Genomic DNA, 19,631 nt, shown 5'->3' with positions numbered 1-19,631 from the left:
GCTAGGCACAATGAGTTGCCGGCCGGCGGCTCGCGCTCAGTCGCCGGGCCTGCGCACGCCGGGGCCCCCGAGAGCCCAGCGCATCAGCGGGCGGGCGCTCAGCCCGTGCAACAGGATGGATGCGGCGATGGTCCAGAGGGTGAGCGACAGCAGTGTCCCGGCCTCGGGTCTGGTCACACCCATGCGCACCACCAGCAACAGGTAGAAGAGCGACCCGATGCCGCGGATGCCGAACCAGCCGGCGAGAGCGAGTTGCCGGACGGCCGCTCCTTCCCCCACATAGGACGGCAGCACCGACAAGGGCCGCAGCACCAGGAGCAGCAAGGGGACGAACCAGCATGTGGTCCACGTGAACGGCGCATAGGGCAGCATCGCCCCGACCAGAAGCACGAGGCCCATTTCCGAGATCTTCTCCATCTGCTCGTTGAAATCCTCGACCGAGGCCCGCATCGTGGCGCTGGCGTGATGTGAGTGTTGGGCCAGGGTCGTGTACGAATGGCCGGCAGAGGTCAAGGGCGCCTCGAGGTCGGCGGAGCCCGGTGCCGGCCGCTCCCGCACGCGTCCCAGCGCCAGGCCGGCCGCGAAGACCGCCAGGAAACCGGACGCGGCGCACAGGTGCGCCAGCCCGTAGGCCGTCCCGATAAGCCCGAGCCCGAGGAACACGTCCAGGCCGAGAGCCCGGCCGTACCGGCCGCGCAGGACCACGACGCACCGGCCCACCGTCGCGCCCAGCGCGAAGCCGATCCCGAGCCCACCCGCGGTCGCCCACGCAAAGTCCACCAAGGCCCATTCGAGCAGCGGCCGGTCGATCAGGCCGGCCAGGGCCAGGCCCAGGATTACGAACGGGTACGATGCGCCGTCGTTGAGCGCGCCCTCGGCGGCGAGCGTGAAGCTCACCGGCTGTTCGTCCGACCCCTCCTGCGGCTGCAACGCGGAAGCGAGCACGGGATCGGTAGGTGCCAGGATGGCGCCGAGCACGATGGCCAGGCCCGGAGGCAGGCCGAGGGCGAAGATGCCCACCGCCGCCACCAGCGCGACGATTACGCCCAGCGACACGAAGGCGAGCTTGAAGGGAAGCCGCCAACGCCTGTCCCCTAGGCGGACCCTCAGTTGCAGGCCGACGGCGAAGAGCGAGACGAGCAGGCCCAACTCGGCGATGTTCCCGAGCATGGTCGCGTGCAGGAAGGGATCGGGTCGCAGAGCCCCTAGGACGGACGGACCCAGCAGCCACCCGGCGGCCAGGTACACCATGGGACTGGTGAGAGGCAGACGGTGCAACGTACTGTTGACCAGCACCATCGCCAGCAACAGCAGCCCCAGCACCAGCAGCCAGTCGGGAGTGTTCATCCAGCCTCTTCATCCGGGCGGCCCGCGCCGCGCCGCGGAACCTGCTGGGCTCATTGCGTGGATCAAAAGCTTCTCCCTCGGGGAGGTAGTATGCGGCTTCACCGCACCCGCCAACGAGCATCCAGAGCAATGCCGGTATTCCGAGCGACCTGCTACCGCCTGGCCACGCCCGGCCTGGCGGAACTGGCCCGCACCGAGGCCATCTACAAGACCGAGCGCTTTTCGGACCACGCGCCGATCACGGTCGAATACGACCTGGCGCTGCAAACCCCCGCGCATCACCGGTGATGCGGCTCCCTTGGTCACGCCCGGGAGGAAGCCTTCAACTTCGCCAGCTGCGCCGCCGCCAGCGCCCCATAGAGCGGCGCCGCCAGCCAACGTGCCAGCAGGCTCGCCCCCAGCGCCGCCGCCATCAGGCTCAGCACCATGGCGTGGCCGTCCACCATTTCCATCACGATGATGAAGGCAGTGATCGGCGCCTGCGTCACCGCCGCCAGGAAGCCGGCCATGCCCAGCGCGATCAGCGCCGGCGCCTGGGCGTCCCAGCCGACCAGCAGCGCCACGTCGGCCCCGATTCCCGCGCCGATGGCCAGCGACGGCGCGAACAGCCCGCCCGGCACGCCAGACCACAGCGCGAGCCAGGTGGCGACCAGGCGCAGCGTCACGTACAGCACCGGCATGTCCGGGTGCCCCTCCAGCAGGTGGCGGGTGGACGAATAGCCGCTGCCGAAGGTGGAGCCGCCGCTGGCCCAGCCGACGACGGCGATGGCCAGGCCGCAGGCGGCGGCGAAGACCACCGGATGCGAAGCACGCCAGCGGCTGAAACGGTCGGCCTGGCCGCCGACCAGCGAAGCGTGCAGCAGCCGCGAGAAGAGGCCGCCCAGCAGCCCGCTGCCCAGCACCACCAGCAGCGCCGGGCCGGCGAAGGACGCCTGCAGCTGCGGCACGTAGATCACGCCGAAATAGGTGGAGTTGCCGAACACGGACACGGCAATCAGGCCGGCCAGCACGATGGCCGAGATCACCAGCCCACTGGTGCGGGCCTCGAAGCGGCGCGTCAGCTCCTCGATGCCGAACATGATGCCGGCCAGGGGCGCGTTGAAGGCGGCCGCGATGCCCGCGGCGCCGCCGGCGACCAGCAGCGCCTGCGGGCCGATGCTGGCCTTGCGCGGCAGCCAGCGCCGCGCATGCAGCATCACGCCGGCCGCGACCTGCACGGATGGTCCTTCGCGGCCGATCGCCAGCCCGCCCAGCAGGGCCGTCGTGCACATCGCGATCTTGGCGACCGCCAGCCGCAGCGAGACGAAGCGCTTGCGCTGGGTGGCGTCCACCGTTTCGTTCAAGGCCACCATCACCTGCGGGATGCCCGAGCCGGACGCGCCGGGGAAGAAGCGTGTGGTGCACCACACGAGCACCGCACAGATCGACGGGGTCAGCAGGAAGGGGAGCCAGGGCCAGTCGACGCGCCACGTGGTGAACAGGCGCGAGGCGATCTCGCACAGCCAGGTGAAGCCGACCACGCTGGCGCCGGCCAGCGCGGCGAAGGCCAGCACGATGGCGCGCGCGAACCATTCGTGGGAGTTGGCGAAGTCCTGGCGGATCGCGGCCAGGACGTCCGGCTGCCGGTGATGAGCTTCGTCGCCGTGGTGCATGTCGGCCCGGAAATGCATTGGGTCAAAACCATCGATGGTAGTCGATGGCTTGTCCTGCGCATCACCAGGTCTTGCGCACCCCGGCGGTGAACTGGTACGCCTGCTGCCCGCCGCCGCGCATCTCGTACACCGCGTCGAGATAGCCGCTGATGCTGCGCGAGAACTGGCCCGAGACGGTGGCGCCTAGGGTCAGCGCGTCGCGGCGCAGCGGCGTGCCGTCCGCGCTGAAGCGGGCGGACTGGCCGGCCAGCGTGGCGACCACCGGCGTGTCGTTGTCGCCCAGCAGCCGCGAAGCCACCGCGCGCAGCTCGAGCCCGCCGGCGTCCTGCTCGAACAGGCGGACGAAGTGCATGCCGGCGGAGACCACGGCGTTCTGCGTGGTGCGCGAATCGACCGCCAGGTTGGCCGCGCCCGCGCCGTTTTCGGTGAAGCCGTCCTCCTGCAGGCGCGCCAGGCGCACGCCGGCCAGCGGGCGCAGTTCCCAGCCGCCGGCTTGCAGCGGCATCTCGGCCTGCGCGGCCAGGCCCAGCTCGTGGCCGCGGTGGCTGGAGTTGGCCGTGGCGCTGGTGCCGCCGAAGGCCACGGTGCGGTCGGTGGAGAAGGAGTAGTCGGACCAGGTGCCGTCGAAGCGCAGGCGCCAGGCATCGCTGGCGTAGCGCGCGTACAGGCCTGCCTGCGGCGACTCGATGGTGCCCGAAGCCGGCGCCAGGCCGTTCGTGCTCGCGTCCCATTGCGTGCGGCTGTAGCCCACGGCGCCGCCGGCCAGCCAGCGCGCGTCCACCGGCTGGTCGAAGCCCAGCACGAAGCCGTTGCCGGAGTAGTTCGAGGACGGCCCGTTGCCGTCGCTGGGCGAGCGGCCGCCGCTGCCCAGCGTCTGCACCCACAGGCCGCGTTCGCGCGCCGAGGGCAGCGGCGTCTCGACGCCGCGCGCTGGGCCCGCCTGCGCCAGCAGCGGGGTGTCGCTCACGACCTGGCTGGCGGGGGCTAGCAGCGACGGCTCCAGGCTCGCATAGCGCACGCCGGCATAGCGCGCCAGCGCGTTACCGTTGCCCGCCACGCTGAAGCCGCTGCGCGCGGCCAGGCTGGCGGAGAAGTTGCGGCCCAGCGCGCCGGCGATCTGGCTTGCCGACGCGTGCGGGCTGCCGGACAGGTTGTCGAAGGCGACACGCGCCTCGTCGGCCGACAGGTTGTCGAGCCGCTGGATCAGGCCGGCGGCGGTGGCATTGCCCGGCGTGTTGGCAAAGCCGTTGAGGAAGTTCGCCACCTTCCGCTGGTTGGCCGTGCGCGCCACGCTGGCGTAGTTGGTCACGTCGCTGGACAGCAGGTTCAGCAGCACCGCGTTGTCCTGGTAGACCAGCGTGGGCGTGAGGAAGGCCAGGTTGGACGTCACGCTGTCGAACCGGCCCGTGGTGGTGCCGGCGGAGCTGAGGATCGTGTACGTCGTGTTGCGCTGGTAGCCCGCACCACCTGCCAGCACCGACACCGTGCCGCCATGGAGGGTGATGCTGCCCGCACCCACCGTGTTGACGCGGTCGGAGGCACCGGCGGCGTTGGCTTCCACGCGGTAGGTGGAGCCCGCGGCGAAGTCCAGGTTACCGGCGACGGTGAGCGTGCCGATGGAGTTGCCCGGCGCCAGCACGCCGCCGCTGGCGACGTTGACGCTGCCGACGGTGCCGTTGCCGCCCAGCGTGCCGCCGGCGTGGACCGTGGTCAGGCCGGTGATGGAGCCGTTCACCGACAGCAGGCCGTTGTTGACGAACGTGCCGCCGCTGTAATCGTTGCTGCCGGCCAGCACCAGGTTGCCGCCGCCGGCCTGCGTCAGGCTGCCGGTGCCGGTGATGCCGTCGGCCAGGCTGTAGGTGTCGGCATGGCTGAACACCAGGCTGCCGTTGTTGGTGATCGCGCCGCTGCCCAGCGTGCCGCCGGCGCCGACCACCAGCGTGCCGGCGGCGATGACGGTACCGCCCGTGTAGCTGTTGGTGCTTGCGAGGGTGAGCGTGCCGCTGCCGGACTGCGTGAGCGTGCCCGAGCCGCTGATGGCGTTGGCTGTCGTGATGTCATCGGAGCGCTTGTAGACCAGGTTGCCGTTGTCCACCACATTGCCGGTGCCCAGCGAGCCCGTCGTGCCGCCGTCGCCGACCTGCAGCGTGCCGGCGCTGATGATGGTCGTGCCGCCGTAGCTGTTGGCGCCGGTGAGCGTAAGCGTGCCGGTGCCGGCCTGCGTGACCGTGCCGCTGCCAGAGATGGCATTGGCGACCGTGGTCGCATCGGAGCGATTGAAGGACAGCGCGGTGTCGTTGACCACGTTGCCGGTGCCCAGCGAACCGGTGGTGCCGCCGCTGCCCACGTGCAGCGCGCCGGCGCTGATGGTGGTCGTGCCGCCGTAGCTGTTGGCGCCGGTGAGCGTCAGCGTGCCGCTGCCGGCCTGCAGGAGTGCGCCCGTGCCGCTGATGCCGTTGGCCACGGTGAGGTCGTCGGAGCGGTTGAACACCAGCGTGGCGTCGTCCACGACGTTGCCCGTGCCCAGCGTACCGGTGGTGCCGCCGGCGCCGACCTGCAGGGTGCCGGCGTGGATGCTGGTGATGCCGTAGCCGCTGGCGCCTGTGAGGATCAGGGTGCCGCTGCCGTTCTTCGTGAGGCCGCCCGTGCCGCCGATCGTGCCGGCGAAGCTGGTGCTGGCGTTGTCGCCGCCGGTGGTGAGCGTGGCGGTGCCCAGCGTCACGTTGCCTGCGCCAGCCAGCGAGGCTATGGCCTGGTCGTAGCCGGCCAGGTCCAGCGTGGCGCCGTTCGCCACGTTCACCGCGCTGGCTGCGGACCAGGTGTTGGCCGCTCCCGCGCGCAGCGTCCCGGCGCCGACGGTGGTCGCGCCGCCGTAGCTGCTGGCGCCGGCCAAGGTCAGGGTGCCGGTGCCGCTCTTGGTGAAGCCGCCCGTGCCGCCGATGGCGCCGCTGAAGGTGGTGCTGCTGTTGTCGTCGCCCGCAGTGAGCGTGGCGGTGCCCAGCGTCACGTTGCCGGCGCCGGCCAGCGAGGCTATGGCCTGGTCGTAGCCGGCCAGGTCCAGCGTGGTGCCGCTGGCCACGCTGACCGCGCTGGAGGCGGAGAAGGTGTTGGCCGCACCCGCTCGCAGCGTGCCGCCGTCGACGGTGGTCGCGCCGCTGTAGTTGTTGGCGCCGGCCAGGGTCAGCGTGCCGCTGCCCACCTTGGTGAGGCCGCCCGTGCCGCTGGTCACGCCGCTGAAGGCGGTGCTGGTGTTGTCGTTGCCGCTGGTGAGCGTGCCGCTGCCCAGCGTGACGTTGCCGGCGCCGGCGAGCGAAGCCACCTCCTGGTCTTGGCCGTCGAGGTCCAGCGTCGCGCCGCTGGCCACGTGCATCGCGCTGCCTGCGGACAAGGCGCCGGCACTTCCGGCGCGGAGCGTGCCGCTGTCGACGAAGGTGCCGCCCGAGTAGCTGTTCGCGCCGCTCAGCACCAGGGTGCCGCTGCCCGCCTGCGTGAGCGTGCCGGCGCCGCTGATGGCGTTGGCGACCACGGTGGTGTCCGAGCGCTTGAACACGAGCGCACTGTTGTCCACCACGTTGCCGATGCCCAGCGTGCCGGTGGTGCCGCCGTCGCCGAGCTGCAGGGTGCCGGCGTTGATGGTGGTCGTGCCTTGATAGCCATTCGCGCCGGTGAGGGCCAGCGTGCCGGCGCCATTCTTCGTCACGCTGCCGGAGCCGCTGATGGCATTGGCGACGGTGAAATCGTTCGAGCGGTCGAACACCAGGGTGGCGTCGTTCACGACGTTGCCGGTGCCCAGCGAGCCGGTGGTGCCGCCGTTGCCGACCTGCAGCGTGCCGCCGCTGACGGTGGTGCCGCCGGTGTAGGTGTTGTCGCCGGACAGCAGCAGGGTGCCGCTGCCGGTCTTCTGCACGCGGTCGCTGCCGCTGATGACGCCGGCGAAGTTGCCGGCCTGGATGCTCACGGTGTTGCCGGGCGTGGCCGAGGTGACCAGGTTGCCGCTGCCTTGCAGATCCACGAAGCCGAAGGTGTAGCCGTTGGTGTCCAGCGTGGCATGGGCGGCAATGTTCGCGGTGGAGTAGTTGGTCACGTTTCCGAGGATGCTGTTGCCGGCCTTGAGCGTGCCGCCGTCGATGGCGATGCTGGCGGCCGGCAAAGTGACGCTGAGGGAGCCGAACGCGGCAACGACGGTTCCGGTGTCGGTGCTGGTGCCGAAGTGCAGCGCCGCGTTGGCGCTCCAGCCCGCCGATCCGGTGAGCGTCAGCGTCGTGCCGGTCGCGGCTGCGATCGTGCCGCTGGATCCCGTCCCGATGACCACGGTGTTGCCGAGGGTCAGCGTGTCCTGGGCCAGCAGCTTGCCGCCGTCCAGGGTCACGGCTCCCGTGCCGAGGGCGTTGCCGTCCGTGATGGCCAGCGTGCCGCTGGAGATCGTCGTGCCGCCCGCGTAGCTGTTGCTGCCGTTGGTGAGCGTGAGCGTGCCGGTGCCGGCCTGGGTCAACGAGCCGCTGCCGCTGATGGCGTTGGCCACGGTGAGGTCGTCGGAGCGCTTGAACACCAGCGCGCCGTCGTCCACGACGTTGCCGCTTCCCAGGGAGCCGGTCGTGCCGCCTTCGCCGACCTGCAGCGTGCCGGCGCTGATGGTGGTGGTGCCCGAGTAGGTGTTGTTGCCGCTGAGGACCAGCGTGCCGGCGCCGCTCTTGGTGATGCCGACGCTGTTCGCCGCGGACCCGCCCGAGCCGGCCTCGTCGGCGATCACGTCGCGGACGGCCTGCGTGGTGTTGCTCCCGGGGCTGAAGGTCAGCGACGCGGCGCTGCCCTGCAGGAAGATGGCGGAGCCGAAGGCCGAACCGCCCTGGGCACCCGCGCCGCCTGCGCCGCCGGTGACGCTGCTGCCGTCCAGGGTCAGGTTGCCCGCGAGGGTGATGCTGCCGCCCGACTCGACGAAGATCGCGCCGCCCATGCCGGCCCCGCCGCCGCCGCCGCCTGCGGTGTTGCCGCCTGCGACGAAGCCGTTGGAGCCCGCGCCGCCACCGAAGCCGCCGCTGCCGCCGTAGTCGTAGAGGGTGCCGCCGCCGCCGGCACCAAAGCCGCCATTGCCGCCGTTGTCGAAGAGGGCCCCGCCGCCGCCGCCGCCGAAGCCACCGTTGCCGCCGTTGTCAAAGCCACCGCCACCGCCACCGCCGTAGCCGCCATTGCCGCCGTCATCGACAAGGCTGCCGCCACCGCCCGAATAGTCGCCCCCGGCGCCTGCGCCGGCGCCAGTGGAGCCGGCGCCGCCGGTAGGCCCGCCCCCAGCGCCGCCGTAGCCTCCAGCGGCCGGAGCGCCCGCGGCGTACAGGCCGCCGCCGCCGGCGCCTGGGGTGGAGCCGCCACCGCCGCCGGACCCGCCCATGCCGCCACCGCCGCCGAACCCCGGACCGCCGACGTTGCTGCCGCCCGCGCCGCCTGTCGCGCTGTCGTTTTGCAGGGCGACGTTGGTCAGCGTGACGGAGGCGCCGCTGCGCACGAACAGTGCGCCGCCTGCTCCCAGGCCACCACCCCCGCCGACCTCGCTGGATCCGCCATCGCCGCCCTTGGCGCTCAGGTTGCTCAGCGTGAGGTCGCTGATGGCCACGTTGCCCGCACCGACGAAGAAGCCGCGGTAGCTGCCGGCGCCGTCGATGGTGTAGCCGTTGCCCACGATGGTGGCGTTGCTGGAGAGCACGCCGATGTTGCCGGTGAGCGTGATGTTCGCCGTGATGTTGATGGTGCCGTCGCTGGCCGCGTTGGCCACGCAGGCGGCCAGCGTTGCGGTGTCCGACGCATTGCAGGCGAAGGCCGCCGGCGTCGCGGCCCAGGCCAGCACGCAGGCGATGGCAAGGGGACGCAGGGGCGGGCGCGCGCCATTGCGAACCAAGGGGCTGCGCCGGTGCGACGCGACGAGGTGGGGGGCGGACTGCTGCACTTGTTCTTCCTCTTTCCCAACAACGGGTTCGGCGCGCATGCTACGAAGGCCGCCGCCGGCTGTATGTCCCCAGAACAGAGGACAGTTGAGGCGCCGCGGCCAGCCGGGATAATCGCGCCCATGCTTTCCGGCAATACGTCACCCTTCACCGACTGGCCCAGGTCCCTGCGCGTCGGCGTGGTGGAGGACGACGCCCGCAGCCGCGAGACGCTGGTGGCCATGGTCGGCGCAGCGGCGGGCCTGCAAGTGGTGCTCGTGGCGGCCAACCGCAAGGAGGCGCTGGACCTGTTGCCGCGGCAGGAGATCGACGTGCTGCTCGTCGACCTCGGACTGCCGGATGGTTCCGGCCTGGACGTGATCCGCGCGGCGCGCGCGCAGTGGCCTGCTTGCAGCGTGCTCGTGAGCACCATCTTCGGCGACGAGAGCCACGTGCTGCGCTCGATCGAGGCGGGCGCCATGGGCTACCTGCTGAAGGACATCGGTGCGGCCGAACTCGTGGAGGAGATCCGCAGCATCCACGCCGGCGGCAGCCCGATCAGCCCGATGGTCGCGCGCACGATCCTCGCGCGCGCGGCCGCCAGCCTGATGCCGCTGCCGCAATCGCCGCCGCCGGATGCGGCGCCGGCGGAGCCCACCGCGACCTTGTCCGCGCGCGAGCAGCAGGTGCTGCGGCACGTCAGCAAGGGTTTCACCACGGAGGAGACGGCCCGCGCCATGGGCGTTTCGAGCAGCACCGTGCTCACCTTCGTGCGGCGCATCTATTTCAAGCTGCAGGTCAACACGCGGGCCGAAGCCATCCATGAAGCGCATCGCCAGGGCCTGCTGCCGGATTAGCGCCTGGCTGGCCTTCGCCCTCGTTGCCGCCATGCCGGCAGCGTGGGGCGAACCCGTCCACCTGCTGCGCGCCATCGCCGTGGAAGAAGCCGGCGCGGGATGGGATGCGCCGTCGGCGCCGCCGGCCGCGGTGAGCTCCGGCGCGGGCGCGAACCCCGTCACGCTGCCGCATGCGACGCAGCGGGCGATGGCGGCGTCCGCGGCCACGGCCTACGCCGGACCCGAAGTGACGTGGTACCGCTTCGACCTGCCGCCCGGCCTGCGCGCCGACGTGGTGGCGAACGACCTGGTGTTCTACCTCCCGCGCTGGCAGACGGTCGGCACGGTGGCCGTGTACGCGGGCGAGCGCATCGCATGGCGGTCTTCCGGCAGCCGCGTCTGGAATTCGTTCAACCGGCCCTTGTGGGTGCCGCTGGCGCCGGGCGCCGGCGATGCGGCGCCGTCCGTGGTGTGGGTGCGCATGGCGAGCCAGCCGGGCGTGGGCGGCGCCGTGTCGACCGCCTGGGCGGGCGACGCCGACGAATTGCGCTGGCGCTGGCGCATGCGCATGCTGCTGCAGGTCGACGCGATCACCTTCAGCACGGGCGCCTTCCTGGGCATCGGACTGTTCGCGCTGGCGGTGTGGTGCGTGCGCCGGCGGGAGCCGGTCTATGCGCTGATCTTCCTGGCCGCGGTGGCGCACGCCATGCGCAACGCGCACCGCCTCATCGGCAACCAGCCGCCCTGGCTGTCCGACGCCTGGTTCGGCTGGATGACGGTGAACTCGCTGGCGTGGGGACAGATGTGCGTCTTCGCGTTCGCTTTCCGCCTGCATGGCCGGCGCATGCCGCGGCTGGCGACGGCGATGGTCACGCTGGTGGTCCTGGTGTCCCTAGCGACCATGCCCTTGCCCTGGTTTGCGCCGCACCTGAGCACGATGCTGCCGGCGGCGTACGTCGTCATCGCGTTGCAGACCGCCGTCATCGCCGGGACGGGGCTGTGGGCGTCGTGGGCCAGCCGCTCGCGCGAGGGCCTGGCGCTGTTCGCCTTCTTCGCGCTGAACCTGCCGGTGGGCGTGCACGACCTGCTGCTGCAGACTTACAAGATCGACATCGAGTCCGTCTACCTCGGCGCCTACACCTCGATCGGCGTGTTTGCGCTGTTCCTGGCGATCGTGTGGCGCCGCTACGTGGGCGCGATCCGCGAGGTGAGCGAGCTCAACGCGGGGCTCGAAGTGCGGCTGGCCGCGCGCGAACGCGAGCTGACGGCCAGCCACGAGCAGCTGCGCGGGCTGGAACGCGAGCAGGCGCTGGCCGCCGAGCGCCAGCGCCTGATGCAGGACATGCACGACGGCATCGGGTCCTCGCTGATGTCGGCGCTGCGCATGGTGGAAGGCGGCCAGGCCAGCAACGTCGACACGGCGCTGGTGCTGAAGGACTGCATCGACGACCTCAAGCTCGCCATCGACTCGCTGCAAGCGACGGATGCCGACCTGCTGGCGCTGCTGGCGGCCGTGCGCTTCCGCCTGGCCCCGCGGCTGAAGGCGGCCGGCATCGCATTGACCTGGAGCGTGCAGGACCTGCCGCCGCTGCCCTGGCTGGACGCGCAGCGGGCGCTGCACGTGCTGCGCATCCTGCAGGAGGTGCTGACCAACATCCTCAAGCACAGCGGGGCCGACGCCATCGATGTGGCGACATCGCATGAAGGCGAAGAAGTCGAGGTGCGCGTGCGGGACAACGGCGCGCCCTTCGTGGCGGACGGAGCCGCGGCCAGTTCACCGGCCGGCCACGGCCTGTCGAACGTGCGCAATCGCGCGCAGGCCCTCGGCGCGCGCTGCCGCTGGTCCGCCTGGCCCGGCGGTGGCGAGTTCAACCTGCGTTTGCCGCTGGCGGGTCCTTCGCCGACGGCTGCTTTCCCTACCGCTGCTCTCCCGTAGGCTGGGTTCGCGCAGCGACCCCGGCATGCTGGCGCGCCGACACGAACCGCGGCCTCCCATACCAATCGGCATGGCGCACGCCCCAGGCCAGCATCGTGACCGCCCAACCCAGCGCAGCCACTGTCAACAGGCCTTGCAGTGGAACCACCGCCGCCGCCACGCGCAGCACCACCGCGACCTGCAGCAAGCAGAACAGCCCCCACAACCAGGCGTCTCCGGTGTCCGGCCGTCCCCCATGCCCGGCCGACACGCGACTCACCATCGCCAGCATCAGCGACCCCAGCCCTCCCATCGCCAGCGCATGCAATCCTGCGAGCGGCAACACGTCTTCACCGGTCCCAGTGGTCAACAGGCGGCCGGCGCCGGCCAGCAGCAAGGACAGCGCGAGCCACAACAAGCCCGTGTGGAACATGACCAGCAGCCGGCTGGCGAGCCGCTTCACGCGGGTCCATGCAATGGCCAGCGCGAGCAGCAAGACCGTCGCGACGCATTCCAGCAAGCCGACTGCGACCTGCAGATGCGGCCACGTAACCCGGATCGAAGCACCCTCCAGCGCCGCCAGCGCCAGCAGCAGCGCAAGACTGTGCCGCGCAAAGGCCAGGCGTCCCGCCGGCAGCGCATCGGCCGAGAAGAACGGAATCAGCCGGTCGGCCGCTGCGAGGAACACCGGCACGATGAACCACCACAAGCCCGTGCGTGCGGCCTCGATCGCAACTGCGCCGTCGCCAGCCAGCGACGCAGCCAGCACGCCCGCGAGGCAGGCGCAGCCGACGATGTGCGCGCCGGCGATCACCCGCGCATGCACACGGTCGTCCGCCATGCTCGCGCGCACGAGCGCGGCGAAGCGCCAGGTCACGACGACGAATCCGGCCAGGACGAGCGCGAGACCCGCCTGCGCGATACGTTCACCGAGATGTGCCCCAAGCAGCCACGACAGCCAGCCGATGGCCTGCACACCCAGCGGCGCAACCAGTGACGACGCACGCTGCGGTGGCAGCTCCAGCCAGCGCGGCCCGGCAGTGAACAGGAAACCGGCGAAGAAGGCCGGCATGAAGCCGAACACCATGATCGTTGCATGCGTGAGCGTGGGCGACACCGCGTAGCGCAGCCCCGGCCCGAGTCCCGAACGATCTGCTTGCACCAGCGCCCACCACGCGCTCGCGGCAACCAGCACCGCCATGCCGGAGAGAAAGCCGACGCGATGCGGCGACTGCAGCACGTTCCGCCAGCGCCAGGCCTGCGCGCCGGCGGGCTCGCTCACCCGCAGGTTCCCACGTGCCCGCACTGGGTGCAGAAGTCGCAGCCGTCCTTGCGGATCATCGCGTGGGCACCGCATTCGGGGCACTTGGCGCCAGCCATCAGGCCCGGCGTGGCCACCGTCGCGGGCGCCGCTGCCGGTGGCGTGGCCAGTTGCGCGACAGGCTCGCCCTGGCGCCGCGCGATGATGTTCTGGATCGCATAGGCGATGGCGGCCACTTCCGAGTCGTGCCACATCGGCACGGCGGTGCCGTCGGCCTTCGTGTACGTGCCCAGGCGCACCGGCCCGCGGTCCCACAGCACCTTGCGCATGTCGGCCAGCGCGCGCTCCAGGAAGCCGCCGCGCGCGGCCAGCGACAACATGCGCATGCTGGAGGTGATCCACTGCTGCGACTCGCCGCTCTGGCCCACCGGCATGAAGAACTCGATGGCGCGCTCGCGCCCGTCTTCCACCGGCAGGAAGGACACGACGATGTACAGGGTCTGCCGGCCTTGCTGCGTCCAGTATTCGACCTTCTCCACCACGCCGGGCAGCTGGCCCTTGGGCCGGCTTTCGACGATGGCGCGCATCGGGTCGACCTTGCGCCGCTCCACCTCGGGCGCGGGGGCGGTGTCCGTCGACAGCACGGCGCCGAGGATTTCGTTGGGCCGGTAGGTGGCCAGGCCCTTCAGCCCGGCGCGCCAGGCTTCGAGGTACAGGCCCTGGAAGTCGGCGTAGGGGTAGTCGGCCGGCACGTTCACCGTCTTCGAGATCGCGCTGTCGATGAAGGGCTGTACCGCTTCCATCATCGCCAGGTGGTCCGCGGCGGGCATCTGCAGCGCCGAGACGAAATAGGGCGGGAGCTGCGTGGTGTCGCCACCCAGCGAACGGAACAGGCGCCAGGCGTGGTCTTCCACCACGTACTCGACGAAGGTGTTGTCGGCCCCGCGCTTGCGGCGCTTGTAGGCCCAGGAGAAGGGCGGCTCGATGCCGTTGGACGCGTTGTCGGCGAAGGCGAGGCTGACGGTGCCGGTGGGAGCGATCGCCAGCAGGTGGCTGTTGCGGATGCCGTGCTGGCGGATCGCCTGCTTGAGCGGCTCGTCCAGGCGGCTCGCGAAGGTGCCGGCTTCCAGGTAGGGGTCCGCGTCGAACAGCGGGAAGGGCCCCTTCTCCGCGGCGAGTTCCACCGAAGCCGCATAGGCGGCATCGCGCATGCAGCGGCCGATGCGCGCGGCCATCTCGCGGCCGTCGGCCGCGTCGTAGCGCAGGCGCAGCATGGCCAGCGCATTGCCCAGGCCCGTGAAGCCGACGCCGATGCGCCGCTTGGAGACCGCTTCCGCCTGCTGCTGCGGCAGCGGCCAATGCGTGATCTCCAGCACGTTGTCGAGCGCGCGCACCTGCACCGCCACGGCCCGGGCGAAGCGCTCGAAGTCGAAGGCCGGCGCGCCGCCGAAGCCGAACGGGTGGCTCACGAAACGGGTGAGGATGACGGGGCCCAGGTCGCAGCAGCCGTACGGAGGCAAGGCTTCCTCACCGCACGGGTTCACGGCATCGATCCGCTCCGCATACCGCAGGTTGTTGTCGCGGTTGATCGTCTCCATGAACAACACGCCCGGCTCGGCGAAGTCGTAGGCCGAACGCATCACCGTGTCCCACAACTGCTGCGCCGGCAGCGTGCGATACACCCACAGACCGTCGCTGCGCAGGTGCGCGCCCTGCGCGACCAGCGCGGCGCCAGGCTTCGCCTTGTGCACCAGCGCCCAGTCGCCGCCGGCCTGCAGGATGCGCATGAACTCGTCGCCCACCGCCACCGACACGTTGAAGTTGTTCCAGCGGCCCGGCGTGCGCTTGGCCGTGATGAACTCCAGCACGTCGGGGTGGTCGATGCGCAGCACGCCCATCTGCGCGCCGCGGCGCGCGCCGGCGCTTTCCACCGTCGAACACGAGTGGTCGAACACGTCCATGTAGCTGCACGGGCCCGAGGCCAGCGAATGCGTGGCCTTGACCTCGGCCCCGCGCGGGCGGATGCGCGAGAAGTCGTAGCCGACGCCGCCGCCGCGCCGCATGGTCTCGGCCGCTTCGCGCAGCGCTTCGTAGATGCCGGGGAAGCCTTCGTCGTCGCGGCCCTGGATGCTGTCGCCCACCGGCTGCACGAAGCAGTTGATGAGAGTGGCTTCCAGCGCGGTGCCGGCCGCGCTCATGATGCGGCCCGCGCCGATCGCGCCGCCATTCAGGTTGTCGAAGAACTTCTGTTCCCAGTCGGCGCGCACAGGCTCGGCCTCGGCGCTCGCGAGTGCGCGCGCGACGCGTCGCAGCACGTCGGCCTCGGCCGCTTCGCCGGGCTTCAGGTACTTCTCGCGCAGGACGTCCTGGCTGATCTGCTGCGCGGGCAGCGCCGGCAGCTGGTTCGGGGAAGGATCGCGCTTCATGCGTTGCTTGCCTCCATGGAGTCGCCGCACAGCTGTTGCAGCAGGTCGCGCACGGGGCGGATCTGCTCGCCGAAGGGGAGCCGGCCCGCTCCCCGGAAGAATAGCCCTTTGCGAACGTCCCCGCTGAGGGCGTGGCCGAGGACCTTGTCGATGCAGAACTGGCCCCAGGCGGCCTTGCCGTCGCGCAGCCCGCAATGGGCCAGGCAGTCGAACCACATGGTGCAGTGCGCCTTTTCGTGCGCATGCTTCTGCATGCGCTCCTGCAGCCGCAGGTATTTCTCCAGCCAGGGCGTGCGCACGGCGCGCGCGGGCAGGCCGGCGACGCTGGTGAATTCGACGATGTCCTCGGGCTTGGCGCCGGCCAGCACCTGCTTGAAAGCCTCGCTCGCATCGCTTTCGCAGGTGACGGCGAAGGCGGTGCCCAGCTGCGCCGCCGCCGCGCCCAGGCCTTGCAGGCGCACGATGTCTTCGTGGCTTGCGATGCCGCCGGCGGCGATGAGCGGGATCTTGCCTTCCAGTCCAGCCGCGCGGAAGAAGGCCAGCACTTCGGGCAGCACCACGTCGAAGTCGAAGCGGCGGTCCTGCAGGTCGGCCAGTGCGGCGGCGCCGAGGTGGCCGCCGGCCAGGCGCGGATGCTCGATCACGATGGCGTCCGGCAGCCGGCCCTTCTTCTCCCACTTGCGCACCAGCAACTGCACGCCGCGAGCGTCCGAGAGGATCGGGATCAGCGCCACCTGCGGGAAGTCGCGCGCCAGCTCCGGCAGGTCCAGCGGCAGGCCGGCGCCGACAGCGAGCGCGTCGGCGCCGCTCTCCAGGGCCTGCCGGACGTAGGTCGTGTACTGGTCCAGCGCCTTCATCACGTTGACGGCGATGAGGCCGCGGCCCTGCGCGAGTTCTCGCGCGCGACGGATCTCGCGGGCCAGTGCTTCGCGGTTGGCCGCATCGATCTGCGCCTTGGCCTCCGGGCCTTCGAGGCGGGCGGTGCGCTCCATCAGGTCCGGATGCAGCCGGCGCAGGTCGACCGAGGAGATCGTGCCCATCGCGTCGAAGGAAGCCACGGTGCCGGCGAGCCGGCCGGCGGAGACGCCGACGCCCATGCCACCCTGGACGATGGGGCGCAGCTTGCGGCCCCGGAAGTTCCATGCCTGCAGTTCCATGAAAGTCACTTTAGGTTCGAGGGAGCCGGCGCGTCCTTGATCGTGATCAGCCTGGCTTGCCGTCCAGCCGCGGGCGAGTCAGCACGTTGAAGTAGCGCACGGTGTACAGCGCGAATCCCGCGGACCAGAGCACGCCGGAGGCGAGGATCGCCTGCAGCAGCAGCGCCGGCGCGATGACCGGCAGCAGCACGCGCACGAAGGCGGCCGCTGCCACGAGCAGGTAGGCGCTGGTGTCCCAGCGATCGGCCTTCAGCGGCCGCGCGGTGTGGCCGCGCGCGGTGCGGGTCATCATGCCGATCACCAGGCCGCCGATCGCGCCGACCGTGAGCGCGTGCGTGGCGGTGGACGACTGAACCCAGGCCAAGGCCGCTAGCGCACGCAAGGCGAGGTGCACCGGGATCCAGCCGTAGGCCAGGTGCAGCACCCACACGAGCGGCGTGCGCAGCGTGCGCCACGGACGCCACAGCAGCCAGCGGGTGAGATGCGCGGCGGCGGCGATGGCTGCCACGGCGGCCAGCAGCCACGCGGGCACTTGCAGCGCATCGGCCACCAGCAAGGCCAGCACCGAACCCAGCGCCAGCTTCTCGACCCACGGACGCTTTTCGGCGCCCGCGCCGGGCACGCCGTTGTTGGTGAACATGGGAATCACGCGGCCGCCCATCACGCACAGGATGAACAGCACCACGTCCAGCCCGAGGCCGATGCCGGCCCAGGCGGGCAGCGCCAGCACGCCGAGCTGGCTGAGGTGCACCGCGAGGTTCGCGATGGACAGCAGCACGAGCAGGCCGACGAAGAAATAGTTGCGCTTGTTGCCCGCACGCACGAACGGGATCGCGAGTGCGATCGCGGCGGCCAGCGGGAACGCGGCGTTCACCAGGGCCGAGGCCCAGCCCCAGGGTGTCAGCACCAGCAGGCGGCCGGCGAGCCACAGCGCGGCCAGCGCCGCGAGCTTGCCGCCGGCGGGCGTGGGCAGGCCGCTCCAGTTGCGTCCGGCCGTGAACAGGAAGCCCACGACCACCACGAGCGTGAAGCCGAACAGCATCTCGTGCGCGTGCCACAGCGGGCCGGGCAGGTAAGGCGCGGCCAGGTGGCCGGTGAACTGCAGCGCCCACAGCAGGATGGACACGGCCGCGAAAGTGCTGGCCAGCAGGTAGAAGGGCCGGAAGCCCAGCTGCCACAGGGCGAAGCCGCGCGGTGCGGCCGCGCGCGGCGGCTCTTCGATCTTGAGGAACTGCGTCATGGTTGTCGGGTGTCGTGGCGGCGGCGCCAGGCGCATGCGGCTGCGACGACCGTGAGGGCGAACAGAGCGAGCGCCACGGCATTGAGGAGGGCGCCGGTGCGCCGCGCCTGGAAATCGGCGAGGCCGCCGAACAGGCGCAGCAGCAGCGAGAGGTGCAGGGCGGCGAGCGGCAGGTAGAAGAAGTTGCCGAACAGCAGCTTGATGCGCGCGATGGCCGGCAGGATCACCGGCGCGTGGCCCAGGATCATGCTGAAGAGGAAGCCGAGGCCGAGCGCGTGCAAGGCGATGTCGCGTGCGGGCAGGCCGAGCGCAGTGGCGGCCCAGGCCAGGCCGCCGGCGGCGAGCCAGGCGTAGCCGGCGAGCAGGCACACGGCCATGTAGCGTGGCAAGCCCTGCGCGCGCACGGTGCGCCGGGCGATGTCGAAGGTGAAGAGCCACGCGGACAGGGCGAGCAGCGCGAGGCCGAACAGCACGCCGCAGGCCACCGGCGCCACGCCCGATAGCGCGGCGCCCAGCAGCAGCAAGGCGAGGACCAGCGCCAGCAGCGGTTGCGCCGCGGGGCGGCGGCGCATCAGCCGCGTCATCTCCAGCCGCTCCGCGGCGACGGTCATCACGAGGAAGGCGAACCACCAGGGCAGCACGGCCACCGGCGCGGCAGCGGCTGCAAACAGGAAGTTGCCGATGGCCCAGGCACAGGCGCTCGCCAGCAGCAGGAAGGTGTGGGCTGCGCGCTGGCGCCGCAGCAGCAGTGCGTTCACCGCGATGAAGGCGATGCCGGCGGCGAGCAGCAGGAAAGCCGCCGCGGTGTTCGCACCGCGCAGCAGCAGCAGGCCGGCGGTGCCCGAGAGGAGTGGCGCACTCCACGCGAACCGGTGCCTGGCGGCGACGGCGCGTTCGATGCCGATGACCGTGCCCATCAAGCCGCACATCATCAATGCCGCATGCGAAAGCGCGGCGCGCCCGAGCCAGTCCGCGCTGGCGACGACGATGCCCACCCGCATCAACCCGCCGGCGATGCCCGCCAGCAGCGAAGCGGCGACGCAGGCGAACAGCGTGGCGCCCAGCAGGCGCCGCGCGCTCACCAGCCCATGAAGGCGCGGGCGCGCGGGCTCATGCGCTGTGGTGTCCATGGCGGTTCCCACACGAGTTCGACGTGGATCTTCAGATCGGGCGGCAGCGCGTCGTCGAGCGCGTTCTCGACGTCGTCGACGATGATGTCGGTGACCGGGCAGGCGGCCGAGGTCATGGTGATGTTCACGTCCATGCGGCCTTCGCGCACCGTCACGCCGTACACCAGGCCGACGTCTACGATGTTGAGGGCGACCTCGGGGTCGACCACCTTCTCCAACGCCTGCACGATGGTGGGCAGCAGCTCCCGCGGCCCTTCGTAGGCGAAGCGTTCTTCCGTCATGCGGCCGCCTTGGCGCGCCGCGCCGGTGGCTGCTCGAAGAACAGCACCTGCGCCAGCTGCTGCCGGTTGCTCACCAGGTCGGCCAGGGTGTAGCGGTCCAGGACGGCCTCGAAGGCGGTGACCGCTTCGCGCAGCACGCCGCGCAAACGGCAGCTCGGTGCGATGCAGCAGTCGCCGCCTTCGCCGAAGCACTCGGCCACCACGGCCTCGCCTTCGGTCGCGCGCACCACCTGGCCCAGCACGATGCGCTCCGGCGGCAGGCCCAGCTCCAGCCCGCCGCCCTTGCCGCGCACGTTCTTCAGCCAACCCTGCTGGCCGAGGAAGTGCACGACCTTCACCAGGTGGTTCTCGGAGATGCCGTAGGCGGCCGCGATGCGGGCGATGGTGGTGCGCTGCGCCGGGTCGGTGGCCAGGTACATCAGCACCCGCAGGCTGTAGTCGGTGAAGGCGGTGAGTTTCATGGGCTTGAGG

Annotated in this window: 13 protein-coding genes; 3 read left to right on the top strand and 10 right to left on the bottom strand. The window is 71.2% G+C overall.

The genetic code is table 11. The features are described from left to right. Positions 1–36: 36 nt before the first annotated feature. Complete coding sequence (locus HHL11_RS33365; protein ID WP_240980540.1) at positions 37–1,347, bottom strand: cation:proton antiporter; 1,311 nt, start codon at positions 1,345–1,347, stop codon at positions 37–39. A gap of 129 nt (positions 1,348–1,476) precedes the next feature. Here HHL11_RS33365 and HHL11_RS33360 point away from each other — a divergent pair, with 129 nt between their 5' ends. Next, a complete protein-coding gene (locus HHL11_RS33360) occupies positions 1,477–1,635 on the top strand; it encodes a hypothetical protein (protein WP_169422846.1) in 159 nt (52 codons plus the stop codon). A 14-nt stretch (positions 1,636–1,649) separates the two neighbouring features. Here HHL11_RS33360 and HHL11_RS33355 read toward each other — a convergent pair whose 3' ends face one another. Continuing rightward, positions 1,650–3,017 (bottom strand): chloride channel protein, encoded by a 1,368-nt coding sequence (locus HHL11_RS33355; protein ID WP_240980539.1) that lies wholly within the window; start codon positions 3,015–3,017, stop codon positions 1,650–1,652. A gap of 43 nt (positions 3,018–3,060) precedes the next feature. Then, positions 3,061–8,937 (bottom strand): autotransporter-associated beta strand repeat-containing protein, encoded by a 5,877-nt coding sequence (locus tag HHL11_RS34225; RefSeq protein ID WP_205964814.1) that lies wholly within the window; start codon positions 8,935–8,937, stop codon positions 3,061–3,063. A gap of 120 nt (positions 8,938–9,057) precedes the next feature. On the opposite strand from HHL11_RS34225, the gene HHL11_RS33310 reads away from it, so the two are divergent. After that, entirely contained in the window at positions 9,058–9,771 is a 714-nt protein-coding gene (locus tag HHL11_RS33310; protein WP_169422948.1) for a response regulator transcription factor, read from the top strand. After that, a complete protein-coding gene (locus HHL11_RS33305; protein WP_169422947.1) occupies positions 9,737–11,686 on the top strand; it encodes a sensor histidine kinase in 1,950 nt (649 codons plus the stop codon). The genes HHL11_RS33310 and HHL11_RS33305 overlap by 35 nt, the downstream gene beginning before the upstream one ends. On the opposite strand, the gene HHL11_RS33300 is transcribed toward HHL11_RS33305, so the two are convergent. Genes HHL11_RS33300 through HHL11_RS33270 form a run of 7 tightly spaced genes read right to left on the bottom strand, consistent with a single transcriptional unit; the run spans position 11,667 to position 19,621 of the window. Further along, complete coding sequence (locus HHL11_RS33300) at positions 11,667–12,947, bottom strand: NnrS family protein (protein ID WP_169422946.1); 1,281 nt, start codon at positions 12,945–12,947, stop codon at positions 11,667–11,669. The genes HHL11_RS33305 and HHL11_RS33300 overlap by 20 nt on opposite strands. Next, a complete protein-coding gene (locus HHL11_RS33295; RefSeq protein ID WP_169422945.1) occupies positions 12,944–15,352 on the bottom strand; it encodes an adenosylcobalamin-dependent ribonucleoside-diphosphate reductase in 2,409 nt (802 codons plus the stop codon). The genes HHL11_RS33300 and HHL11_RS33295 overlap by 4 nt, the downstream gene beginning before the upstream one ends. Continuing rightward, positions 15,349–16,509, bottom strand: coding sequence for an NAD(P)H-dependent flavin oxidoreductase (locus HHL11_RS33290; protein WP_169422944.1), 1,161 nt, complete (start codon positions 16,507–16,509; stop codon positions 15,349–15,351). The genes HHL11_RS33295 and HHL11_RS33290 overlap by 4 nt, the downstream gene beginning before the upstream one ends. Positions 16,510–16,555: 46 nt before the next feature. Then, positions 16,556–17,749, bottom strand: a complete 1,194-nt coding sequence (locus HHL11_RS33285) for an NnrS family protein (protein ID WP_169422943.1) — start codon at positions 17,747–17,749, stop codon at positions 16,556–16,558. Next, positions 17,746–18,831: a hypothetical protein gene (locus HHL11_RS33280; RefSeq protein ID WP_342593319.1), complete on the bottom strand. Its 1,086-nt coding sequence runs from the start codon at positions 18,829–18,831 to the stop codon at positions 17,746–17,748. Before HHL11_RS33280 ends, HHL11_RS33285 begins: the two co-directional genes overlap by 4 nt. Further along, positions 18,828–19,160, bottom strand: coding sequence for a metal-sulfur cluster assembly factor (locus HHL11_RS33275; RefSeq protein ID WP_169422942.1), 333 nt, complete (start codon positions 19,158–19,160; stop codon positions 18,828–18,830). The genes HHL11_RS33280 and HHL11_RS33275 overlap by 4 nt, the downstream gene beginning before the upstream one ends. Next, entirely contained in the window at positions 19,157–19,621 is a 465-nt protein-coding gene (locus tag HHL11_RS33270) for an Rrf2 family transcriptional regulator (protein ID WP_169422941.1), read from the bottom strand. Before HHL11_RS33270 ends, HHL11_RS33275 begins: the two co-directional genes overlap by 4 nt. Positions 19,622–19,631 lie beyond the last annotated feature (10 nt).

Origin of the sequence: Ramlibacter agri, assembly GCF_012927085.1 — a bacterium.
Lineage (GTDB): Bacteria > Pseudomonadota > Gammaproteobacteria > Burkholderiales > Burkholderiaceae_C > Ramlibacter > Ramlibacter agri.
This window is presented reverse-complemented; position numbering and strand designations above follow the sequence as displayed.

Excerpts from the sequence above, each read along its gene's own strand:
- HHL11_RS33365 (WP_240980540.1), bottom strand. The coding sequence starts at position 1,347 with ATGAACACTCCCGACTGGCTGCTGGTGCTGGGGCTGCTGTTGCTGGCG.
- HHL11_RS33360 (WP_169422846.1), top strand. The coding sequence starts at position 1,477 with ATGCCGGTATTCCGAGCGACCTGCTACCGCCTGGCCACGCCCGGCCTG.
- HHL11_RS33355 (WP_240980539.1), bottom strand. The coding sequence starts at position 3,017 with ATGCATTTCCGGGCCGACATGCACCACGGCGACGAAGCTCATCACCGG.
- HHL11_RS33310 (WP_169422948.1), top strand. The coding sequence starts at position 9,058 with ATGCTTTCCGGCAATACGTCACCCTTCACCGACTGGCCCAGGTCCCTG.
- HHL11_RS33305 (WP_169422947.1), top strand. The coding sequence starts at position 9,737 with ATGAAGCGCATCGCCAGGGCCTGCTGCCGGATTAGCGCCTGGCTGGCC.
- HHL11_RS33295 (WP_169422945.1), bottom strand. The coding sequence starts at position 15,352 with ATGAAGCGCGATCCTTCCCCGAACCAGCTGCCGGCGCTGCCCGCGCAG.
- HHL11_RS33290 (WP_169422944.1), bottom strand. The coding sequence starts at position 16,509 with ATGGAACTGCAGGCATGGAACTTCCGGGGCCGCAAGCTGCGCCCCATC.
- HHL11_RS33285 (WP_169422943.1), bottom strand. The coding sequence starts at position 17,749 with ATGACGCAGTTCCTCAAGATCGAAGAGCCGCCGCGCGCGGCCGCACCG.
- HHL11_RS33275 (WP_169422942.1), bottom strand. The coding sequence starts at position 19,160 with ATGACGGAAGAACGCTTCGCCTACGAAGGGCCGCGGGAGCTGCTGCCC.
- HHL11_RS33270 (WP_169422941.1), bottom strand. The coding sequence starts at position 19,621 with ATGAAACTCACCGCCTTCACCGACTACAGCCTGCGGGTGCTGATGTAC.